This is a genomic window from Corynebacterium bouchesdurhonense, assembly GCF_900078305.2.
Taxonomy (GTDB): Bacteria; Actinomycetota; Actinomycetes; order Mycobacteriales; family Mycobacteriaceae; genus Corynebacterium; species Corynebacterium bouchesdurhonense.
Map to the genome: position 1 here is coordinate 19,071 of NZ_LT546014.1, position 19,300 is coordinate 38,370.

At 65.4% G+C, this 19,300-nt stretch carries 13 protein-coding genes and 1 pseudogene; 11 read left to right on the forward strand and 3 right to left on the reverse strand.

The features are described from left to right. The first annotated feature begins 248 nt into the window (after positions 1 to 248). From BN4252_RS00170 to BN4252_RS00200, 8 genes and pseudogenes are all read left to right on the forward strand, one after another. Positions 249 to 551 (forward strand): hypothetical protein, encoded by a 303-nt coding sequence (locus BN4252_RS00170; protein WP_143341127.1) that lies wholly within the window; start codon positions 249 to 251, stop codon positions 549 to 551. A gap of 54 nt (positions 552 to 605) precedes the next feature. Next, a pseudogene (gene istA, locus BN4252_RS11365) lies at positions 606 to 1,676 on the forward strand (IS21 family transposase); the annotation flags it as partial. A gap of 188 nt (positions 1,677 to 1,864) precedes the next feature. Further along, complete coding sequence (gene istB, locus BN4252_RS00180) at positions 1,865 to 2,623, forward strand: IS21-like element helper ATPase IstB (RefSeq protein ID WP_066523961.1); 759 nt, start codon at positions 1,865 to 1,867, stop codon at positions 2,621 to 2,623. 65 nt (positions 2,624 to 2,688) lie between these two features. Then, positions 2,689 to 6,594 (forward strand): Rib/alpha-like domain-containing protein, encoded by a 3,906-nt coding sequence (locus BN4252_RS00185; protein ID WP_143341128.1) that lies wholly within the window; start codon positions 2,689 to 2,691, stop codon positions 6,592 to 6,594. A 9-nt stretch (positions 6,595 to 6,603) separates the two neighbouring features. Further along, positions 6,604 to 9,144 carry a zinc metalloprotease gene (locus BN4252_RS00190; protein ID WP_066523966.1) on the forward strand — a complete coding sequence of 847 codons (2,541 nt, stop codon included), beginning with the start codon at positions 6,604 to 6,606 and terminating at the stop codon, positions 9,142 to 9,144. Positions 9,145 to 9,163: 19 nt separating this feature from the next. Further along, entirely contained in the window at positions 9,164 to 9,367 is a 204-nt protein-coding gene (locus BN4252_RS10980) for a hypothetical protein (RefSeq protein WP_143341129.1), read from the forward strand. A 209-nt stretch (positions 9,368 to 9,576) separates the two neighbouring features. Beyond that, positions 9,577 to 10,950: a phosphate acetyltransferase gene (gene pta, locus BN4252_RS00195; protein WP_066523968.1), complete on the forward strand. Its 1,374-nt coding sequence runs from the start codon at positions 9,577 to 9,579 to the stop codon at positions 10,948 to 10,950. Between the two features lie 12 nt (positions 10,951 to 10,962). Further along, the gene (locus BN4252_RS00200) at positions 10,963 to 12,183 is read left to right on the forward strand and encodes an acetate kinase (RefSeq protein WP_066523970.1); all 1,221 of its coding nucleotides are present in this window, start codon (positions 10,963 to 10,965) and stop codon (positions 12,181 to 12,183) included. Between the two features lie 26 nt (positions 12,184 to 12,209). Here the strand turns inward: BN4252_RS00200 and BN4252_RS00205 are convergent, their stop codons facing one another. From BN4252_RS00205 to BN4252_RS00215, 3 genes are read right to left on the reverse strand one after another with little or no spacing between them, the layout of a single operon-like run. Then, positions 12,210 to 14,552 carry a serine/threonine protein kinase gene (locus BN4252_RS00205; protein ID WP_066523972.1) on the reverse strand — a complete coding sequence of 781 codons (2,343 nt, stop codon included), beginning with the start codon at positions 14,550 to 14,552 and terminating at the stop codon, positions 12,210 to 12,212. Then, positions 14,549 to 15,535 carry a transporter substrate-binding domain-containing protein gene (locus BN4252_RS00210; protein ID WP_066523974.1) on the reverse strand — a complete coding sequence of 329 codons (987 nt, stop codon included), beginning with the start codon at positions 15,533 to 15,535 and terminating at the stop codon, positions 14,549 to 14,551. Before BN4252_RS00210 ends, BN4252_RS00205 begins: the two co-directional genes overlap by 4 nt. Then, a complete protein-coding gene (locus tag BN4252_RS00215) occupies positions 15,535 to 16,935 on the reverse strand; it encodes a hypothetical protein (protein WP_066523976.1) in 1,401 nt (466 codons plus the stop codon). The genes BN4252_RS00210 and BN4252_RS00215 overlap by 1 nt, the downstream gene beginning before the upstream one ends. Positions 16,936 to 16,971: 36 nt before the next feature. Between BN4252_RS00215 and BN4252_RS00220 the strand changes: the two genes are divergently transcribed. The 3 genes from BN4252_RS00220 to BN4252_RS00230 are packed head-to-tail and all read left to right on the forward strand — an operon-like array spanning position 16,972 to position 19,195. Next, positions 16,972 to 17,433 (forward strand): NUDIX hydrolase, encoded by a 462-nt coding sequence (locus BN4252_RS00220; RefSeq protein WP_066523979.1) that lies wholly within the window; start codon positions 16,972 to 16,974, stop codon positions 17,431 to 17,433. Between the two features lie 15 nt (positions 17,434 to 17,448). Next, positions 17,449 to 18,471 carry an ABC transporter ATP-binding protein gene (locus tag BN4252_RS00225; protein WP_066523981.1) on the forward strand — a complete coding sequence of 341 codons (1,023 nt, stop codon included), beginning with the start codon at positions 17,449 to 17,451 and terminating at the stop codon, positions 18,469 to 18,471. After that, a complete protein-coding gene (locus tag BN4252_RS00230; protein WP_066523983.1) occupies positions 18,464 to 19,195 on the forward strand; it encodes an ABC transporter permease in 732 nt (243 codons plus the stop codon). Before BN4252_RS00225 ends, BN4252_RS00230 begins: the two co-directional genes overlap by 8 nt. The last annotated feature ends 105 nt before the right edge of the window (positions 19,196 to 19,300 follow it).

Consider the following 19,300-nt stretch of genomic DNA (forward strand, 5'->3'; position numbering starts at 1 on the left):
ATCCGGTAACTCTGGAGAGCTAGCGCAGGCCGTTGTCCCGTTTCAAGTGGGGCAACGGCCTGTTGGCTTTTACAGAGTTTGGATGCCAGAAGGTGCTTGGCGGACACCCTCATCTTTCGATCAAATGGGTTTTCTCAGCGCGTCTGCGCGGCCACCTTGCAGTCGCCGAAGACTCCCTCCACCCTTACGTTTCACCTAAAATTCAATTAATAGACAGCCCTGTCCCAGCGTACATTTAAGGAAGTTCTGTGTCACCGAAGAATAAATCTCCGTTCGCGGCAGGCCGCTCGAGGCAAGCGCGTGCTGCTGCTCTGTCATTTGTGATGATTGCCCCGTTTGTGCAGCCGGTGGCGTTTGCGGCGGATGGTCCGGCGTCTGAGAACACGTCGTCTGATCGCGCTCTGCCGTATAACGTGGATCCGTCGTGCCAGACGCCGACGACGGAGTACATCTACGAGGCGAAGAATTATCAGCCGATTCCGGATGCGATCAATATTGACGGCATCGCCAACGGGTACGTCCGCGGTGGTGTGGGTGTCAGCGCTCGTTGAAAAGTAGCCCAAAACGCTCCTCGAAATGTAGCCCATCCGAAAAAGATTGGATGGGTGATTTCTTTGGATCAATGGGCTCAAATTCGGTTCCTGCGTGGGCAGGGACTATCAATCAGGAAGATCGCTGAGGAAGTCGGCTGCGCGAAGAAAACCGTTGAACGCGCTCTGACGTCTGACTCTCCCCCGAAGTACTCTCCACGCCCGGCCAGGTCAACGAGTTTCGACGCTTATGAGCCGGCGGTGCGCGCCCTGTTGGCCGAGTCGCCCCGGTTGAACGCGAAAGTCATCGCTCAGCGCGTCGGTTGGGAAGGGTCAGAATCATGGTTCCGCAAAAACGTAGCCAAAATACGCCCGGAATACCTTCCACCAGATCCGGTCGACACGCTGGACCACCTGCCGGGACATGAGATCCAGTGCGACCTGACGTTCGCTCCGGGCGGGCTGCCCGATGACACCGGAGCGTTTCGCAAGCTGCCGGTGTTGGTGATGGTTGCTTCCCATTCCCGTTTCGCCGGGGCGCGGATCTTGCCGTCGCGCACCACCGACGACCTTCTGGCCGGGATGTGGGATCTCCTCGAGCACACCTTCACAGGGGTTCCCACCCGACTGGTGTGGGACCGCGAATCCGGCATCGGCAGAGCCAGACTGTGCGAACCGGTGATCGCGTTCGCCGGCGCGTTGGGCTGCAAGATCGTGCAAACCCCACCCAGGGACCCGGAATCCAAAGGCATCGTTGAGCGCACCAACGGGTACATGAAAACCTCGTTCTTCCCGGCACGGCGCTTCACCAGTCCGAAGGATGTGCAAGCCCAGCTCGACGACTGGTTCACCACCGTTGCCAACGTGAGAACACACGCGGTGTTGAAGACTCCCCCAGCGAAACCCTCCGCCACAGTTGGGGCCGGGGGGCGGCCCCTCCCGCCATCCACCCCGCCCTTCGGCCCCCGCCCCGCAGTGCGGCTGCCGCGTAACTACTACGTCCCCGTCGACACCAACCACTACAGCGTCGACCCCGCCTACGTCGACCGACTCGTCACGGTGCACACCACCTTGCACCAGGTCATCGTGACCGGCCCGGGCGGGGAAACAATCGCCTCCCACCAAAGAATCTGGGCGAAAGGCCGCACAATCACCGACCCCGCCCACCAGGCCGCGGCCAAAGCAATGCGCCAGCAGCGCGCAACCACGCCTGCACCGAAACCCAGCTTCGACATCGCCGCCGCCGACCTCACCGTCTATGACCGCATCACCTCAAGCCCTGCGAAAAGGCCCACGGCACGACCCGCACCCCAGCACACGACACCACCGCAACAATTAACCGCTACGCCAGGCAGCTCAAAGCACCCCGCATCGCCAGCATCCACGCAACCATCGCGGAACAAGCCCGCGCCGAATCCTGGACACACGAGGAATACCTCGCCGCAGTGCTGTCTGTCGAAGCCACCGCCAGAGCAGAATCCGGCGCCACCCAACGCGTCAAACGCGCCGGCTTCCCCTCGATAAAAACCATCGCCGACTTCGACTTCACCGCCCAACCCGCAATCGACCGGGCAGAGATCGCCCGTCTTGAAACGGGCGCGTGGGTCGCCACCGCCGAAAACGTCGTCCTCCTCGGCCCGCCCGGCACCGGTAAAACACACCTCGCCACAGCACTCGGCGTCACCGCAGCCCAGCAAGGCTACCGGGTCTTGTTCGACACCGCCGCCGGGTGGGTCAACACGCTGACCGAAGCACACGCGATGGGCAGGTTGGAACCAACCTTGAAACGCTTAAGCGGCTACCACCTGCTCATCATCGACGAACTCGGCTACATCCCAGTTGAGGCCGACGCCGCGAACCTGTTCTTCCAACTCGTGTCCCGCCGGTACGAACACGGCTCCATCATTGTCACGTCCAACCTGGCATTTTCCCAATGGGCGCAATGCTTCGGCGACGTCACTGTCGCCACCGCGATGGTTGACCGTATTGTCCACCACGCCAAAATCTTCCAACACCGCGGCACCAGCCACCGCATCAAAGGCAGGGAAATCCCCGCAACAACCCCCGCCCCGCAACCACATCAGGCACAATAACCCAAGACCACACTGGGCTACTTTTCAAAGAGCGCCAGTGGGCTACATTTCGAAGAGCGCTCACAGTGGGTAAAACTAATGCGAAGAACACCATTTCTGGTCAGGTGTTTATGGGTGGTTACGGCGCGATCACCAACGGTGATACGGGCACGAAGTTGCCGGTGCCTGAGGGTACGAATGTGTATATGCAGTGGCGTTCTCGCACGGGTGCGACGTCGCCGATCTATGTGACCCAGACCCATGATTGGGGCGGTACTGGTTCGTATGACCGTGGGTCGTATGTGTTTGATTTGCGTGAGGGGTTCTACGACAACCAGGGTGTCCACCACGTTTTCGGTGCGTATAACGATCAGTTCTACCGGATTTGGGTGGAGCCGCAGGTCAACCAGAATTCGGGCAATATGATGTACCCGCTTCGTGCGGGTGATGGTATTCGCGCGTACGAGCGCACCGCTGAGGGTGCGGGTCGTTCTACGGGTCAGTGGCAGACGATTGGCCTGAATTTGCAGCGTGTGGATCGGTGGATGACGGAGCTTCCGATTGATGTGGCTACGGGTGAGAACTACATGGTGGCTGACAACGTTGTTGAGATGCCGTATGTGGGCAACCGTGGTGGTTCGGCTACCGGTAAGAACCGTATTGAGGGTCGGGTGTGGTACGAGTCCGGCCAGGGTGCGGACGCGTCGAACGGGATTGCTGGTCCGTCGTATGAGGCGACGCGTGCGGGGATGGATTCGCCTGCTGGTGGGTACAAGGTGTATCTGACCACGCTGACGCCTGAGGGTGTGAGTGGGTTGCAGGATATTGAGCAGCTGGATCGTAAGGATCGCACGCGGACTGTGCGTGAGCGGTTGTTGGCGAATCCGCAGTGGTTGGAAACCACCTATGTTGCGACCACGGCTGAGGATGGCACGTACTCGATCGATGGGATTAAGAGCTCTGGGCGTGATTTCCGTGAGACGACTGGCAATGTGTACATGTGGGTAGAGGATCCCAACGGTGTGATCATGCAGACCGCGTCTGGGTTTGCCACACCGGAGTTCCGTAATGCCGCGGGCGCGGAGAACTGGCGCCCAAACCCTTCTACACAGCGTCTGATTGGTGCGGTGATCAACGAGAATTTCGCGATTCAGTCGTCGCCGTATGACGCGAACTTGAAGTTGTTTATCCGCAACTTTGATAATCACGAGTTCCCGGCGAAGCCGGGGAGCACGGCGGAGCTGGTGCTTGATGGCACGGTGCCGTTGTGGGCCACGAAGATTGTGTGGACCGATAGCGAAGGCTATGTGGTTGACACCAATGGTGTGCGTGTGAAGGATTCGCGTGGCCGGGAGACCAAGGATGTTGACGCGGCCACGGGTACTCCGATCACCACGTGTGGTGATGAGGTGAATGCGAACTTCACGGTGCCGGCTGGTGCGAAGGATGGTGAGACCTACACCGCGTTGTTGTACTCGGGTGCTGGTGTGGTGGCGTCGGATTCGTTTGTGGTGACAACCGGTGAGGCTGCGAAGTATGAGCCGCGGTATGAGTCCCCGGTTGCGCCGGACCCGGCTGGTAACCCGGTGACCTCTGATGCGCCGGTGTTCCGTAGGGAAGAAAACGGTGAGCCGGTCGGTGATCCTATCCCGACGAACCAGGTGCCGGTGAAACGGTACGAGTTCGGTGAGAACCCGCCGGCAGGTGCGACGATCGATGAGAACACCGGTAGGGTGACGTTGCCGCAGTCGCCTAGTGGTACGAAGAATGTCAAGGTGCCGGTGGTTGTTGTCTATGAGGACAACACGCGTGATTTGGTGTTTGTGGAGTTTGAGCCGGTGCCGACGGATGCGGATCGGTTCGAACCGGTGTACCCGGGTACTGCTGTGAACCCGGAGCAGGAGAATGTCTCGGTCACCCCGCAGTGGCGTGATGCAAACGGTGAGAAGATCGACACCCCCACCAGCCAGGATGGTCGGACCCCGCAGTTCAGCATTGATAAGAGCAAGCTGCCGAAGAAGGATGACGGTTCCCCGGTCTTTGACAATGTGACGGTTGATCCGGCGACTGGTGTGATCACCATTGGTAAGGCGCCGAAGAAGTCGGGTGACTACGTCATCCCCGTCGATGTGACCTACCCGGATGGTTCCACCGAGACCGTCGACGCCGAAATACGCACGACCGGTACGGACCCGACCAAGCCGGATACTGATGGTGATGGGGTGCCGGATGCTCCGCCATCGATCAGCAAGGGCGATGTCGCTGACCAGGTCCCTTCGGATGGCCGGAGGGTAGTACTCGATGATCTGGTCAAGAATCCAACCCCTGGTCTAACGGGTGAGGTTCGTGACCTCGATAACAACCCCATCGCAGGGGCTGTGGTGGAAATCGATCCGAGCACCGGGAGCATTCACGTAAGCGTTCCGGAAGGAAGTTCGCCGGGTGACGCTTCGGTGCTCATTGTGGATAACAACGGTGAGCCGATCGGGGATCCGATCGACATCCGGATTGTTGAGCCGGAGCGGCCGTCTCCGGAGCCGGCGGGTGAATCAGGGGAAAACAATCTCCGGGCCAATGATGAGTATCAGCCGGTCTACGTGGCCTCGTGGGGACGCTCCGGCGAAGAGGTGACATCAGCGCCGCCGACGTTCGCACGTACGCTCTCCGGATTCGTTTTCAGGCGTCAGCCTGCGCCTGAAGGCGTGACCTATGAAGTCGTTGAGTCCGATATTGAGGGTGCGACGGTAGCGCCGGATGGTCGGGTGACACTGACTATCCCCGCAGGGTGGTCACCGCGACAGGAGATCAAGGTCAGGGTGAAGGTGACCTACGCTGACGGCACGACGGGTAGAACAAACGCGGTGTTCAAGGCCAAAGCACGTCTCGCGGCCGAGGGCTACCAGCCGATTTACCCCCAAGGCCAGCAGGCGGCGCCTGGAGAGTCAGTGGAAATTCCGCAGACGGAGGCATCGCTGCCAGATGGAACCGAGTTCTCCCTTGCAGACGGCCCGGACCTTGAGGGTTGGCGCGTGAGCGTCGACCCCGCAACGGGCCTGATCACTGCGACCGCCCCAGAGAAGGGCGGGGCGGAACGCATCGTGGTGCCGGTCAAGGTGAGCTACTGGGATGGGTCGAGCGAGGTGGTCGAGGCGAGCGTCGATAAGCAAAAGCTCGATGTCGACGCCTTCACCTACCAACCCGAATACGCGCAAACGGTCGTCGACAAGACCAACGCGCAGTCTGTTTCACAGACCGCGGAGGGGCTACCGGAAGGTACCACGTACACACTCGCAAATGACGGCGGCCTCGACGTAGGAGTGAACGAGACAACGGGTGAGCTCAGCGTCGCGGCGCGCGAAGATTCGACTCCCGCTGCTACCCACTTTGTCACCGTCCGCGTGGAGTACCCGGATGGGTCGAGTGAGTTGGTAATTACAGAATTCACCGTGGATTCCCAGGCGCGTACCGACTCCTCTTTCTGGAAAACACTCGCGGTGCCCGTGCGTGGTATTGCTGATGGACTGCAGGCTAACCCTGCACCGCGGAACAGCACTTTTGCTATAGCGGAGGGCTTTGACAGAACGGGTTGGGCTGTGGACATCGACCACATGACCGGCAGGCTGACGGTGGCTACGGCCGGTGGCGTTTCGGTGGGAGAGACAGCAGACATCCCGGTGGTAGTGACCTTCCCTGACGAATCCCAGCGGGTAGTCATGGTCAGGGCAGTAGCGGTGGCAAATCCCTGTGACTCCGCAAGTTCTCAACGCTCTTCGGGGTCCTCGTTGAGCTCAATCGGCTCGAGCGCGGTCGCCGGCTCATCTCGCGGGGGCAGTTCCGCAGTGTGCGCCGCGGACTCGTCGTCCAGAATCCGGTGGGATATCGCGGGAACCGTGCTTGGCGCGCTGACGCTTATTGGCGGGGTAGCTCTCGCGATTGTTGCCAACTACGAACCCATCCGTAACTACCTCCGCCAGTACGGCATCAACATCTAAGGAGCAGAAATGCGTACATCGAAATTCATCGTTGCACTTGCTGCGTCCCTTGCTGTCGTGTCCGGCAGCGTGGCCGTACCTGTGGCGAACGCGGCGGTAAGCATCAACGCAACCGCAGCGAACGTCACGCAAGATGTGGAAAATGGCGGAGCGTTTACTGGTTTTGACTTGACGGAAAAGCAGTGGAACAAACTCCGTTACGCTGACCCGCTTTCCGTTCCGGGTCTGATGGAGCTTGGATTCCAAACCAGCGTTTACGCTGGGGGCGGATTTGAGAATTTCACATCTAACACCACTGTGAGCAATCCGGACGGCAACACCGTTGTGTTTACTACTGACCACGGAGATGGTCGCAGAATCGTCCGGACCTTCGAGTTCAACGGTCCACAGGCCACCGTTACGGTAGAGGCGGAAGCGCCCGGGTACATCCAGATCGACCTCATCAACAGCTTTCAGGACACGTCGCTTTACGACGTTTCGCATGACGCCAATGCCAACTCGTACCGCATGGTTCCTCGCGGGGTGGGGTACGAAGTGGGCCTCGAATTCGAGAACGCGAAGAAGAGCGGTTACGCTGACGCGTTTGATAACGCCCTTGAACCGACGCCCGGGCAGTCGAAGTACCAGCAGGGTCTTTGGAGCGGCCGGGACAGGGTTACCGCGGTGGCAACGTTGACCGTAGCTACCCAAGAAAGTGCCGCGGATTTTGACCGCGACGGGCTGCCCGATACCTGGGAAGAGGAGGGCGTGACCATCGATGGCGTCACTTATGATCTCCCACGCTGGGGAGCCAAAACAGGCCAGAAGGATCTCTTCCTCCAGCTGGAATGGATGAAATCCGAGTGGGAAACCGCGGGATGTGCTAAGAAAGAACGGCCGATCGACCAGGCGGCCTGCGGACGCAAAGACACAACCTCATTCCGTCCCCAGCGCAGTACGCTCGTTGAGCTGGAGGAGCTGTTTGCCGCTCACGGAGTCGCACTCCACATTGACGCCGGCAACCTCTACGCGCCGGACTTCAACCTGAATGAGACAAAGGGTGGCGCAACGCTGGATTATCAGCAGTATCCGTTTGACAATGGATACGATTTGAGTGCCCGCCAGAACGAATTTGGCTCTCGAGCCAACATCTTCCGGCGCGGAATCATCGGCGGGCAGATGGAAGCTGGCCCAGTTGAAAGAGCGAGAAGTGGCCGCGGACAGAGGGCTATTGACAGTAAGGTCGGCGGTGTCGCGTTCTACGTGGCCAAGCTGCCTCAAATGAACGAGACGCACGTGCGCAACACGATTCTCCACGAGCTTGGACACACCCTCGGCCTCGATCACGATGGCTTTCCCACAGTCGAGAGTGCGAAGAACCCCGACCGCAACTACGTGCCCGGTTACAGGTCGACGATGAACTACCTGTACCAGATGGATAAAGAGCACGGGTTCAAGTACACCAAGGAGTCCGCGATAAGCGGGCCTCGTTCGAAGGAGTCGCTCGCGCGCGAGTTGCCGCGTTGCGCGGAGGAAAACTGCTACGCGGGGGCTTACAACATCCCGGCCGACTGGACCAGCCTGTCCTTGCGAAATCCGGCATTGGGTAAGAGCGCGGGGCTTGTAGGCGTTCCCGAAGCGAGCTTGGTTGAGGTTACGGAAGACCGCTCGGTGCGCGATCTAGAGATCATCGCCGCTGAATCGAACAACGGCGTAGGCGGTTTGAGCAACGATGAGAGTGGTCCAGGTGGCAACACAGTCACCGTTGGGAACGAACAGAACTCGATGAGAATGATTGTGGACAACAAGGGCATTGATCCGCACGAATTCACTCTGAAGGCTCAGTGGGCAACCGGCAGCTACGAGACGAAGGTGCCAACCACCGGCATCCTGGGCGATAGTTTCGCACAGTCAATTGACGTACCCCTCGGCCCACTCAACGGGTACTCCAAGAACACAATGCCCGTCACGTTCACCTTGCTGAATGCGTCCCGAGAGCTCCAGTCGAGGCAGACCATCGAGATCCCTGTCATTCGGGTCACTCGCGAAGAGGCCCAGGCTGTCCTGAATGAGGCAGCCGCCGCACCTGATTCCGTAGTTCCTACTGAAGTAAAGAACGACCTGAAGGTGAATCTGGAGCCGCTCATCGTTTTGCCGACTTCCACAGTGCCGGCCTCTCCGGCGCCCTCCGGAACGACTTCATCTACCCCGACCCCGGCCACTTCTAAGCCGACAACGAGCCGAGCAGTGACGCCGACGCCTGCGCCGACGACCAAGCCAACCACACCTACGACTGTGCCCACGGCAGTCACATCCACAGCGTCACCGTCATCACCGCGGACTACTGCGACCACTGCTCCTTCGACCGTGCCGACCCCAACTCCGAGCACCCCAACACCGATTCCGACTCGCACGTCTAACTCGAATCCGCCGCGCCCCCAGACGGGTAACGCAGCTTCCGGTTCCAGTGCTGGACTGTTCATCGGCCTGCTCCTCGCCATCGGCGGCGCGGTGGCTGCGATTATCGGGTGGCTGTTCAACCAAGGTTACGTACCCATGCCGGGTAAGTAGCACTGCTACCTTCTAGGGCTTGATTCGCGCTGAGCGACTCAATCAGCAGCTCGGTGTGTTCAACCCGGAAGTTGCCCTGCGGGTCGAGGCTATCAACGCCCAGCTTGGCAGGTTCAGTGCTGACCTTGGCAAGGTTGCGGGTGCGCTCGCCATCATCTCAGCTGGCATTCTTGGCGGCACCCTGCGGTGCACCCGCGGTACACCAGCGCTAAACCGGCGCTGAACCGCAAAGCCAGACCGCCGCCTCGGCTCCCCGAAAGGGGGACCGGGGCGGCGGTCTTTTCGTCGCGGGCCTCAAAGATCGCACCCGAAAAACCGTGCCCAACACCACACCCCGAAAAGCCAAAAGTCTCACCATTCGGCGCACGCGGCACCTGCGCCGCCGGTAGACTGGCACATGTTTGCGTACTCCCGCTCATGAAAGGTGAACCCATGTCCCAACCGAAGTCCCTGCTGGTCACCGCCGCGAATTACTCGCTGGATTCCGCGGATCTGGACGCGCTGGCGCAGCGCCTCGGCCTCGAGCTCGCCCGCGTCGAGGGCGCCGACATCGCCTCGGCTTACGCCGCGGGCCTGCCTCGCGAGGGCGCGCTGATCGCGGGCACGGGCGACTACAACTTCGACGCGGAGCTCGCCGCGGCGCTCGGCGTGCCGGTCGCGCTCATCGCGGATGCGCAGGTGGCGGAGCTCGCTGCGCGACGCATCGTCGAGCTCAACGCCACCCCCGCCGGCGTCGTCGCGCCCGACGCCCTGGAAAGCTTCGCGCCGGACACCGCCGGCGTGGACGCCCAGCCGGCCATGTCCCCCGTGGTCTTCGAGTCCTGGCTGCTGGAGAAGGCCAAAACCAACCGCCGCCACATCGTCCTGCCGGAGGGCGAGGATGACCGCATCCTCGAGGCCGCACACAAGCTGCTAAAGCAGGACGTGGCCGAGCTAACCATCCTGGGTGATGAGGCGGACATCCGCCGCCGCGCCGAGGAGCAGGACCTGGACCTGTCCCAGGCGCACATCATCAACCACCTCGAGTCGGAGCTGCTCGAGGAATTCGCGGCGGACTTCGCGGAGCTTCGCAAGAAGAAGGGCATTTCGCTTGACGAAGCCCGGGAGACCATGAAGGACATCTCCTACTTCGCCACCATGATGGTGCACAAGGGCACCGCGGACGGCATGGTCTCCGGCGCGGCCCACACCACCGCGCACACCATCAAGCCGTCATTCCAGATCATCAAGACCGCCCCGGGCGCGTCCGTGGTGTCCTCCATCTTCCTCATGGTCATGCCGGGCCGCCTCTGGGCGTTCGGCGATTGCGCAGTGAACCCGAACCCCACCGCCGAGCAGCTGGGCGAGATCGCGGCGGTGTCCGCCAAGACCGCCTCGCAGTTCGGCATTGACCCGAAGGTGGCCATCCTGTCCTACTCCACCGGCACCTCCGGCTCCGGCCCGGACGTGGACCGCGCGGTGGCCGCCGTGGAGGCCGCGAAGCAGGCGGACCCGCAGCTTGTGGTGGACGGGCCGCTGCAGTTCGATGCCGCGTGCGACCCGGGCGTGGGCAAGAAGAAGGCACCGGACTCCCCGGTAGCGGGCCAGGCCAACGTGTTCATCTTCCCGGACCTGGAGGCCGGCAACGCGGGCTACAAGATTGCCCAGCGCACCGGCGGCGCCCTCGCCGTAGGCCCGGTGCTGCAGGGCCTGAACAAGCCGGTCAATGACCTGTCCCGCGGCGCGACGGTGGCGGACATCGTGAACACCGTGGCCATCACCGCCATCCAGGCCGCAGCTCAGCCGGACGCTCAGGCGGACGCGTAGGAGGCGAAGTAGATGGCGTACGTACTCGTTATTAACTCGGGCTCGTCCTCGGTCAAGTTCCAGATCGTGGACCCGCAGGCCTCGGCATCGGACAAGCCGTTCGTCTCCGGCTTGGTGGAGCAGATCGGCGAGCCGCAGGGCCGCATCACCGTCAAGCACGGCGAGGACAAGTGGGTGGTGCAGCGCGCCGTGCCCACGCACACCGCCGGCCTGCAGGAGGCGTTCCGCCTCATGGACCTCAAGGGCGTCGGCCCCACCCAGATCGAGCTTTCCGCGGTGGGTCACCGCGTAGTGCACGGTGGCATGGTCTTCTCCGAGCCGGAGCTGATCATTGACCCGGTGGTCACCATGATCCGGGACCTCACCCCGCTGGCGCCGCTGCACAACCCCGCCAACGTGGACGGCATTGAGGTGGCGCGCGCGCTGCTGCCGCACGTGCCGCACGTGGCCGTGTTCGACACGGGCTTCTTCCGCGCCCTGCCCCCGGCCGCGGCGCTCTACGCCATCAACGCCGAGGTAGCGGAGCAAAATCTGATCCGCCGCTACGGCTTCCACGGCACCAGCCACGAGTTCGTCTCCTCGCAGGTGCCGGAGCTGATCGGCCGGGACCCGAAGCACACCCGCCAGATCGTCCTGCACCTGGGCAACGGCGCCTCCGCCTCCGCGGTGGCCAACGGCCACCCCATCGACACGTCGATGGGCCTGACCCCGCTCGCCGGCCTGGTCATGGGCACCCGCTCCGGCGACATTGACCCGGGCATCATCTTCCACCTGGCGCGTGAGGGGGGCATGACTATCGACGAAATCGATAACCTGCTCAACCGCCAGTCCGGCGTCAAGGGCTTGTCGGGCGTGAACGACTTCCGCGAGCTGCGCACCATGATCGACAACGAGGACGAGAACGCCTGGCTGGCGTACAACGTGTACATCAACCAGCTGCGCCGCTTCATCGGCTCCTACATGATCGCCCTGGGCCGCGTGGACGCCATCACGTTCACCGCCGGCGTGGGCGAGAACGACCAGCACGTGCGCGAGGACGCCCTGGAGAACCTCACCATGTACGGCATCGAGATCGACCCGGAGAAGAACGCGCTGCCGAACAACGGACCGCGCGTGATCTCCACCGACGCCTCCACCGTAAAGGTGCTCGTGGTGCCCACGAACGAGGAGCTGGCCATCGCCCAGAAGTCCGCTGCCGTGGCGGAGAAGGCGCGCGCCGCCGGGCTGTACTAGCGGTATAAACGGCGCCAGCGACGCCGCTAGAACCAGGTGGAGGGGCGGACCTTGTTCGCCATGTCCACCAGGGCAAAGCGGTGGCGCGGGTAGGGCGCCACGCGCGCCTGCTCGCGCAGCGTGATGGCCAGGCCGCGGCGCAGGCCCCGCTGGGTGAAGTCGTACTCGAAGAGGGGGGAGTCGCCGGCGGCGCGGTCCACGTTGTTGTCGCGCAGGAACGTCAGGCCCGCGCGCAGCACGGAGATCTTCAGCTGCAGGAAGCGGGGCTCGGTACTGGGGATCTCGTCTAGGCGGCGCCCGGCGCGGCGGATGCGGGACTCGGTGAGCTCGTCGGAAACCAGGCACAGGATGGCGGTCAGCGCGGCCATGCGGCTGTGGCGCGAGGCCTGCGGCACGCGGTCGAGGGCGTCCACGGCCAGCTCCACCTCGCCCTCGCTCATGAGTTGGCGCGCTAGGCCGAAGGCGGAGGACACGGTGGTGGGGTTGGACACCCACACCAGCGAGTAGAGGCGCATGGCGTGGAAGCGCAGCATGGCCGGGTCGAGGGTCACCATGGCCCATTCGGGGCTCAGGTGCCCGGTCTCGGAGAGGTGGCGGAAGGTGCTGGAGGGGACGTCGTGAAGCGATGCCCGAAGACCGGCACACGCGCGGGCGAGCTCCGGGGCGAGCAACGCGCGACCGCGCATCCCCTCCTGCTGCAGGAGTAGCTCGTCCACCGCGGCGAGCGCCAGCTTGGGTGCGGCCTCCCCGGGCAGGATGTCCAACACTGCGGCGAAGTCGCGTTGGGCGGCGGGGTAGTCCCCCAGCAGCGTGTTCACCACGCCGGAGTACCAGTAGAAGCGCCAGTTGGTGCCGAAGGCAGCGTCGAGCGAGCCCAGCCACGCGCGGGCCTGGGTGGTCAGGCCGAGCTCGAGCATGCTGCGCACCACGCCGAAGGGGATCTCCAGCGAGTCCCGGTACTGCGGCATCTGCATGGCCTGGCGTAGGTTCTCCAGGTTCTCCTGCGGCTCGGCGTAGGAGGAGCCCTGGAGCATGGCGGCGCCCACGTCGTGCCTGTCCACCAGCGGGGAGGGCAGGGCCGCCACCACCTCGGGCGGGGTGATCTCTACGGTGCGGGTGATGCCGTCGATGAGCTGGTCGGTGCGGAACACCAGGTGCTTCGTACCGAAGGTCTTGCGCTGCGGGGAGAAGAGGGAGTGCTGGGCGGGGTGGGTCTTGCCGTCGCGGATGGCTATCACCTCGCGCACCACGCCGAGCAGTTGCGCCTCCAGCTCGCCCGTGGAGTGGAAGCGGCGGGCGGGATCCGGGTGGCAGCAGCGCGCGATGAGGCGGTAGAGGGAGATGTAGCGGCGGAACAGGGGCTCGTCGTTGGGCGTGGGCACCCCGTCCACGTACACGCCGCCGTCTTTGGGCAGCTCCACCACGAGTGCTGCCAGGGTGCGGCCCACGGTGTAGATGTCGGACTCGATGCTGGGGCCCTCGGTGGCCACCTCCGGCGCCTGGAAGCCCTTGGTGCCGTAGATGAAGCCGTAGGCGCCGATGCCGGACACGGCGCCCAAGTCAATCAGTTTGACCTGGTCCTCGGTGACGATGATGTTGTCCGGTTTCAGGTCGTTGTACACCACCCCGCGCGAGTGCAGGTAGCTCAAGGCGGGGAGGACCTCGAGGATGTAGGCGATGGCCACGTCCGGCTCCAGCAGGTGCCGTTGCGCGGCGTTGCGGCGCTTGCGTAGCGACGGCCCGCCCACGTACTCCATCACGATGAAGCCGCCGGGCACCCGGGGGTCGTCGATGAAGTTGAAGGCCTTCACTATGCCGGGGTGGGTGATGTCCGCCAGGAACTCGCGCTCCGCCGCGGCGGCCGCCGCCTCGTCCGCGTTGTCGGTGGAGTGCAGGCCCTTGAGCACCACCACGCGCTCGGCCACGTAGTGGTCCTCGGCCAGGTAGATCCACCCCATGCCGCCGTGCGCGATCACGCCCAGGATCTCGTACTGGCCGGCCACCACGTCGCCCGGGCTCAGGGCGGGGGCGGGGATGCCCTTTTGCACCACTGCCTGCGTGGGGTCCACGATGGCGTCCTTCGGCTCCGCCGGGTCCACCCAGGGCAGCTCCACCATGCCGTCCGCCACGATGCGGCTAGCGCGGCGGGTGCCGCGGCGCTCGCGGAAGGTGTCCAGGGCCTGCAGGCGGGAGCGCTGGCTGGTGGCGTTGCGCTCCCCACCGCGGCGCAGCTCGTCCAGGTCGCGCAGGAGCCCCGCCATGTCGCCCAGCTCGGCGTAGGTGGAGTCGGAGGGCGTGTCTTCGGCGAACGGGTCGAAGGCCACCGCCTCGGTGGCCGGCTCCTCGGGCCCGGTGGTGCGCTCGGTCATCTCGCGTCCTCCCTGTACATGGGGTTGGGCGGCCAGGCGTCGGCGAGCGAGCCGGCGAGCCACTGCTCGTAGAGGCGGTACCAGGTGCCGTCGCCACGCACGCGCTCGAGCGTGAGATTGACCTGGCGCACCACGTCATCGTGCCCGCGCGGGGCCGCCACCGCGTAGAGCTGCTTGGCCAGCTCCTGCGGGTGGATCTCGGTCAGCGGGTCCTGGGCCACCATGCCGGCCAGCACCGCGTCGTCCGCCACCACGGCGTCCGCCTGGAACTGCTGCGTGGCCATCAGGCAGTCCGACCAGGAGCGTACGCGCAGCACCTTGGACTCGGGCAGGCGCTCGCGCACCAGGTTGAGCACGTTGGTGCTGTCCACCACGCACACGGTGCGCCCCGCAAGGTCGTCCAGGCCCGCCACCCCGCGGTCGCGCGGCGCGAGCATGCGCACGTAGGAGGCCAGGTACGGTGTGGAAAAGTCCACCTGCGCGGCGCGGCCCGGGGTGACGGACATGGTGCGGATGACAATGTCCACCGCACCCGCGCGCAGCGCCTCCACGCGGTTCGAGGAATCCACGAAGCGGAAATCCACCCGCTCCGGGTCGCCGAAGATGTCGCGCGCCACCTCGCGCGCCAGGTCCACCTCGAAACCGCGCAGCTCCCCGCGCGCCGCGTCGCGGTAGGAGAGCAGGTACTGGGACTGGTCGACGCCCACGATGATGCGCCCGCGCTCGCGGATGCGCCGCATATGCGTGCCGTCGCGCTCCGCCTCCGTGCCGGGCCGCAGCGAGCCGGGCCAGCCCTTGACGTTGGAGTCGAAGGCCTCCTCCGGCGGCTCGCCGGGTGAGTCCAGCACCGCGCCGGGCGGTTGCGGCGCCCCGCGGAAGGCGGGCACGTCAGGCGCCACCTCCGCATCCGGTTGGGAGCAGCCGCTTGTGAGCGCCCCCACCGCCGCAACCATTCCCACCACCAACGCCGCGCCCCGCCGCATCAGAAGTACTCCCCCAGGCGGTGGCGGATGCCGATCCAGATGCACGCCACCGCCGCAAGCGTGAGTAGCGCCACCGCGGCGGCCACGCGCCGGGTGGCGTCCAGCGAGGCGTCGATGTACGCGCGGGTGTTCTGGCGCGAGAAGGTGATCAGGCGATCCAGAGCGCCGTCTAGGTCGGCGAAGGCGCTCGCCGCGCCCGGGCTGGCGGTGAGGAGTTCGGATGCGCGTTCAAACTGGCCGTCGGCAAGCGAAAGCGCGAACGCCTCGTGGGACTCCGACCAAGACCTGAGGGCGGCGCGGGCGGCGGTTATGTCCTCCCCGGGCCCGCCGAGGCCCTCGATGGCGGCGAGGGCGTCGGTGACGTGCGCGCTGGTCTCGGCGAAGGACTCGGACGAGCGGGAGATGGACTGGCGCGACAGCAGCGCCAGCGTCTCGTCCGTGCGGGTCTCCTGCGCTTCGATGCGGGCGGAGGAGAGCTGGCGCCACGGCTCCGCCGCCCGCTCGAACCCCACCACGCCGGAGCGCCAGGACTCGAAGCTGGCCACGCCCACCCAGCCAATGGCCACCACCACCGCCAGCGTGGCGGCGAGGAAGCCGCGGTTGAGGCGGCGGCGGAACACGCGCCACAGCCACCACTGCGCCAGCACCAAAAAGAGCAGCGCCGCCACCAGGCCGGACAGGGGCACCCACTGCGGCGAGGACAGGCGCGCCACCTCGTCGGCCACCTCGCGCTGCGTGAGCTCGGAGAGCTGCTCGGCGCTGAGCAGCATGTCCTCGCGCATCACGGCGCTAGCCTCGGTCATGTACGCCACCCCCACCGGGTTGCCCACGCGCTGGTTCACCTTCGCCCGCTCCATCAGTGCCGTGTAGACGGGCAGGCTGCGCAGGATCTCCGTCACCGCGCCCGTGATCTGCCCGCGCACGGCGGCGCCCGCGGCGGGAGCGCCCGAGTGGATATCCGCCGCCGTCACCGCCGCCTTGTCCACGGATTCCAGGTAGAGGCGGAGCTGCTGCTCGTTCAGCAGCCCGGGCTGCACAAAGCCGGTGGTGGCCACCGTGTCCGCCTGGGACAGGGAGCTGTAGAGCTGGTGCGCGGAGTTGGCCATCGGCTCGGTGGTGCTCACCAGGGTGTCCAGCGCCCGCTGCCGCGACGCCATCGACTGGCTCATGGAGAACCCCGCCGCGATCAGCGCCACGGTGAGCACCAGCATCATCGCCACGATCTGACCCGGGGTGGTGGATGCGAAGGCGCCGGCGCGGCGGATGAAGCGCCCGGGGCGCGCGAAGGTGTCGTGCACCATTTGCCGCGCGGTGCGGCGCTCGGGTGGGCCTTCGAGGGTGTCCAACCATTCGTCGTCAAGCAGAAGCCCCGGCTCGGGCACGCTCGACTGCTGGACCATTCCCCAACCATATCGCGTTGTGCCTACAGTAGGGGCATGCTTGGCGACGGCAATGGATGGGTCCGCACCCCCGACGGGGCACAGCGCTGGGGCCTGTACGGCGCGGCGGGCCTCTTCCTCGTCGCCGAAGGCCGCGTGCTCATGCAGCACCGCGCCGCCTGGACCGCCCAGGGCGACACGTGGGGCATCCCCGGCGGCGCCCGCGACTCGCACGAGACCGCCACCGAGGCCGCCCTGCGCGAGACGGTGGAGGAGTGCGCCGTGGACACCGCGCGCATCACCGTGCACCGCGAGCTGGTCACCGCGGACCTGCAGGGCTGGACCTACACCACCGTGCTCGCGAGCGCGCCCGAGCCGCTCGCGGTGCAGGCCAACGAGGAGAGCGAGGAGCTGCGCTGGGTGCCCCTCGACGAGCTCGGCGCGCTCGAGCTGCACCCCGGCTTCGCCGCCTCGCTGCCTCAGGTCATCGCCGCGCTCGGGCCCGTGTGGGACGCGTAGGGCATACTGTCACGCATGATTGAAGTGCAGGGCCTGAGTAAGCGCTACGGCGCGGTCCAGGCCGTCGATGACCTCACCTTCACCGTCCAACCCGGCCACGTCACGGGCTTCCTCGGCCCGAACGGCGCCGGCAAGTCCACCACCATGCGCATGATCGTGGGCTTGGACAAGCCGAGTTCGGGCACCGCGCTTATCGACGGCACCTTGTACACCGCCCTCCCCAACCCCGCCCAGAAAGTCGGGGCCCTGCTGGACGCCAAGGGCGTGCACCCCAACCGCAGCGCCCGCGCCTCCCTTCTGTGGCAGGCGCAGGCCGCCGGGCTGCCCGCCTCCCGCGTGGACGAGGTCCTGGGCCTGGTCGGGCTTTCCGAGGTAGCCGGCAAGCGCGTCGGCGGCTTCTCCCTCGGCATGAACCAGCGCCTCGGCATCGCCGCCGCGCTCCTGGGGGACCCGGAGTACCTGATCCTGGACGAGCCCGTCAACGGCCTCGACCCCGAGGGCATCCGCTGGGTGCGCCGCCTGCTGCAGACCCTCGCCGCCGAGGGCCGCACCGTGCTCGTGTCCTCCCACATGCTCGCCGAGATGGCGCAGACCGCCGACCACCTCATCGTGATCGGCCGCGGCAAGCTGGTGGCTGACACGTCCGTGGACGACTTCATCCGCGCCAACTCGCGCGTGACCACCCTGGTCCGCGCCGCTGGCGCTGGCGCTGGTGCTGGTGCGGGCGCTGGTGCTGGTGCGGGCGCTGGCGCGGGCGAGGCGCTCGAGGCCGCCCTTGCCGCCGCCGGGGCCGCCTTCACGCGCGCCGCCGACGCGGACGGCCGCGCCGTGCTCGAGGTCCCCGACCTCTCCTCCGACGAGGTCGGCGCCATCGCCTTCGACGCCCGCGTGCCCCTAGCCGAACTCACCGAGCGCCGCGCCTCCCTGGAGGAGGCGTACATCCAGTCCACCGAGGGCCACGCGCAGTATGTGGCGGGTGGTGGTGAAGGGGGCGTCGGCAAGCAACAGCCCCACACACCGGAGGGACACAATGCTTAACCTGCTCCGAGCCGAATGGACCAAGCTGCGCTCCACCGCGTCGTTCTGGTGGACGTCCGGGCTGAACGTGGTGCTGGCGGCGCTCTACGGCGCGCTGTTCGGGTGGACCGCGCGGCTGAGCACGATCCCGTACCTGCCCATTACCGTGATCGCCACCGTGGCGCTGACGTCCGCGATCGTGCTGGTGGTGCAGCAGTCCATGATCGTGACCACCGAGTACCGCTACGGCATCCCCGCGACCAACTTCCGCATCGCGCCGAGGCGGTGGCAGGTGGCCGTGGCGAAGCTCGTGCTCGGCGCCGTGATCGCCGCCGCGACCACGCTGGTGGGGCTCGTGCTCGCCTTCGTGCTCGGCGACGCCCTGTCGCCCGTCCCCGCCTCCTGGCCCACCAACCCCGCCACCCAGCGCGCGCTGTGGGCCGTGCCGGTGGGCATGGCGCTGGTCAGCCTGTTCACCCAGGGCATCGGGTGGCTCGTGCGCAACACCGCCGGTGCCGTGGTCGCCGGCCTGGGCCTGCTGCTGGTTGTGGACTCCATCGTGGGCCTCATACCCAAGTGGGGCGCCGAAATATCCAAGTACCTGCCGTTTGGTAACCTCATCGCCTTCATGACCAACCAGCCCGCCCACGGGTTCTCCGCCGCCGCGTCGCTGGGGATCTTCGCCGCCTGGGCCGTGGCGCTGTGGGCCGCCGGCGTGGCCGCGCTCACCGCCCGCGACGTGTAGGGGGTCGGCTTCGGCTTGGGTTGGAGCTCGGCTGGCGCTCGGGTTGGAGCTCGGCGTGCGGGGCGGCTTGGGCGGTGCTACAGTTCCCGCTGACAGGGTGCGCGC

Bases quoted from the DNA above. Each gene is read 5' to 3' on its own strand.
- BN4252_RS00190 (WP_066523966.1), top strand. From the start codon at position 6,604: ATGCGTACATCGAAATTCATCGTTGCACTTGCTGCGTCCCTTGCTGTC.
- pta (WP_066523968.1), top strand. From the start codon at position 9,577: ATGTCCCAACCGAAGTCCCTGCTGGTCACCGCCGCGAATTACTCGCTG.
- BN4252_RS00200 (WP_066523970.1), top strand. From the start codon at position 10,963: ATGGCGTACGTACTCGTTATTAACTCGGGCTCGTCCTCGGTCAAGTTC.
- BN4252_RS00205 (WP_066523972.1), bottom strand. From the start codon at position 14,552: ATGACCGAGCGCACCACCGGGCCCGAGGAGCCGGCCACCGAGGCGGTG.
- BN4252_RS00210 (WP_066523974.1), bottom strand. From the start codon at position 15,535: ATGCGGCGGGGCGCGGCGTTGGTGGTGGGAATGGTTGCGGCGGTGGGG.
- BN4252_RS00215 (WP_066523976.1), bottom strand. From the start codon at position 16,935: ATGGTCCAGCAGTCGAGCGTGCCCGAGCCGGGGCTTCTGCTTGACGAC.
- BN4252_RS00220 (WP_066523979.1), top strand. From the start codon at position 16,972: ATGCTTGGCGACGGCAATGGATGGGTCCGCACCCCCGACGGGGCACAG.
- BN4252_RS00225 (WP_066523981.1), top strand. From the start codon at position 17,449: ATGATTGAAGTGCAGGGCCTGAGTAAGCGCTACGGCGCGGTCCAGGCC.
- BN4252_RS00230 (WP_066523983.1), top strand. From the start codon at position 18,464: ATGCTTAACCTGCTCCGAGCCGAATGGACCAAGCTGCGCTCCACCGCG.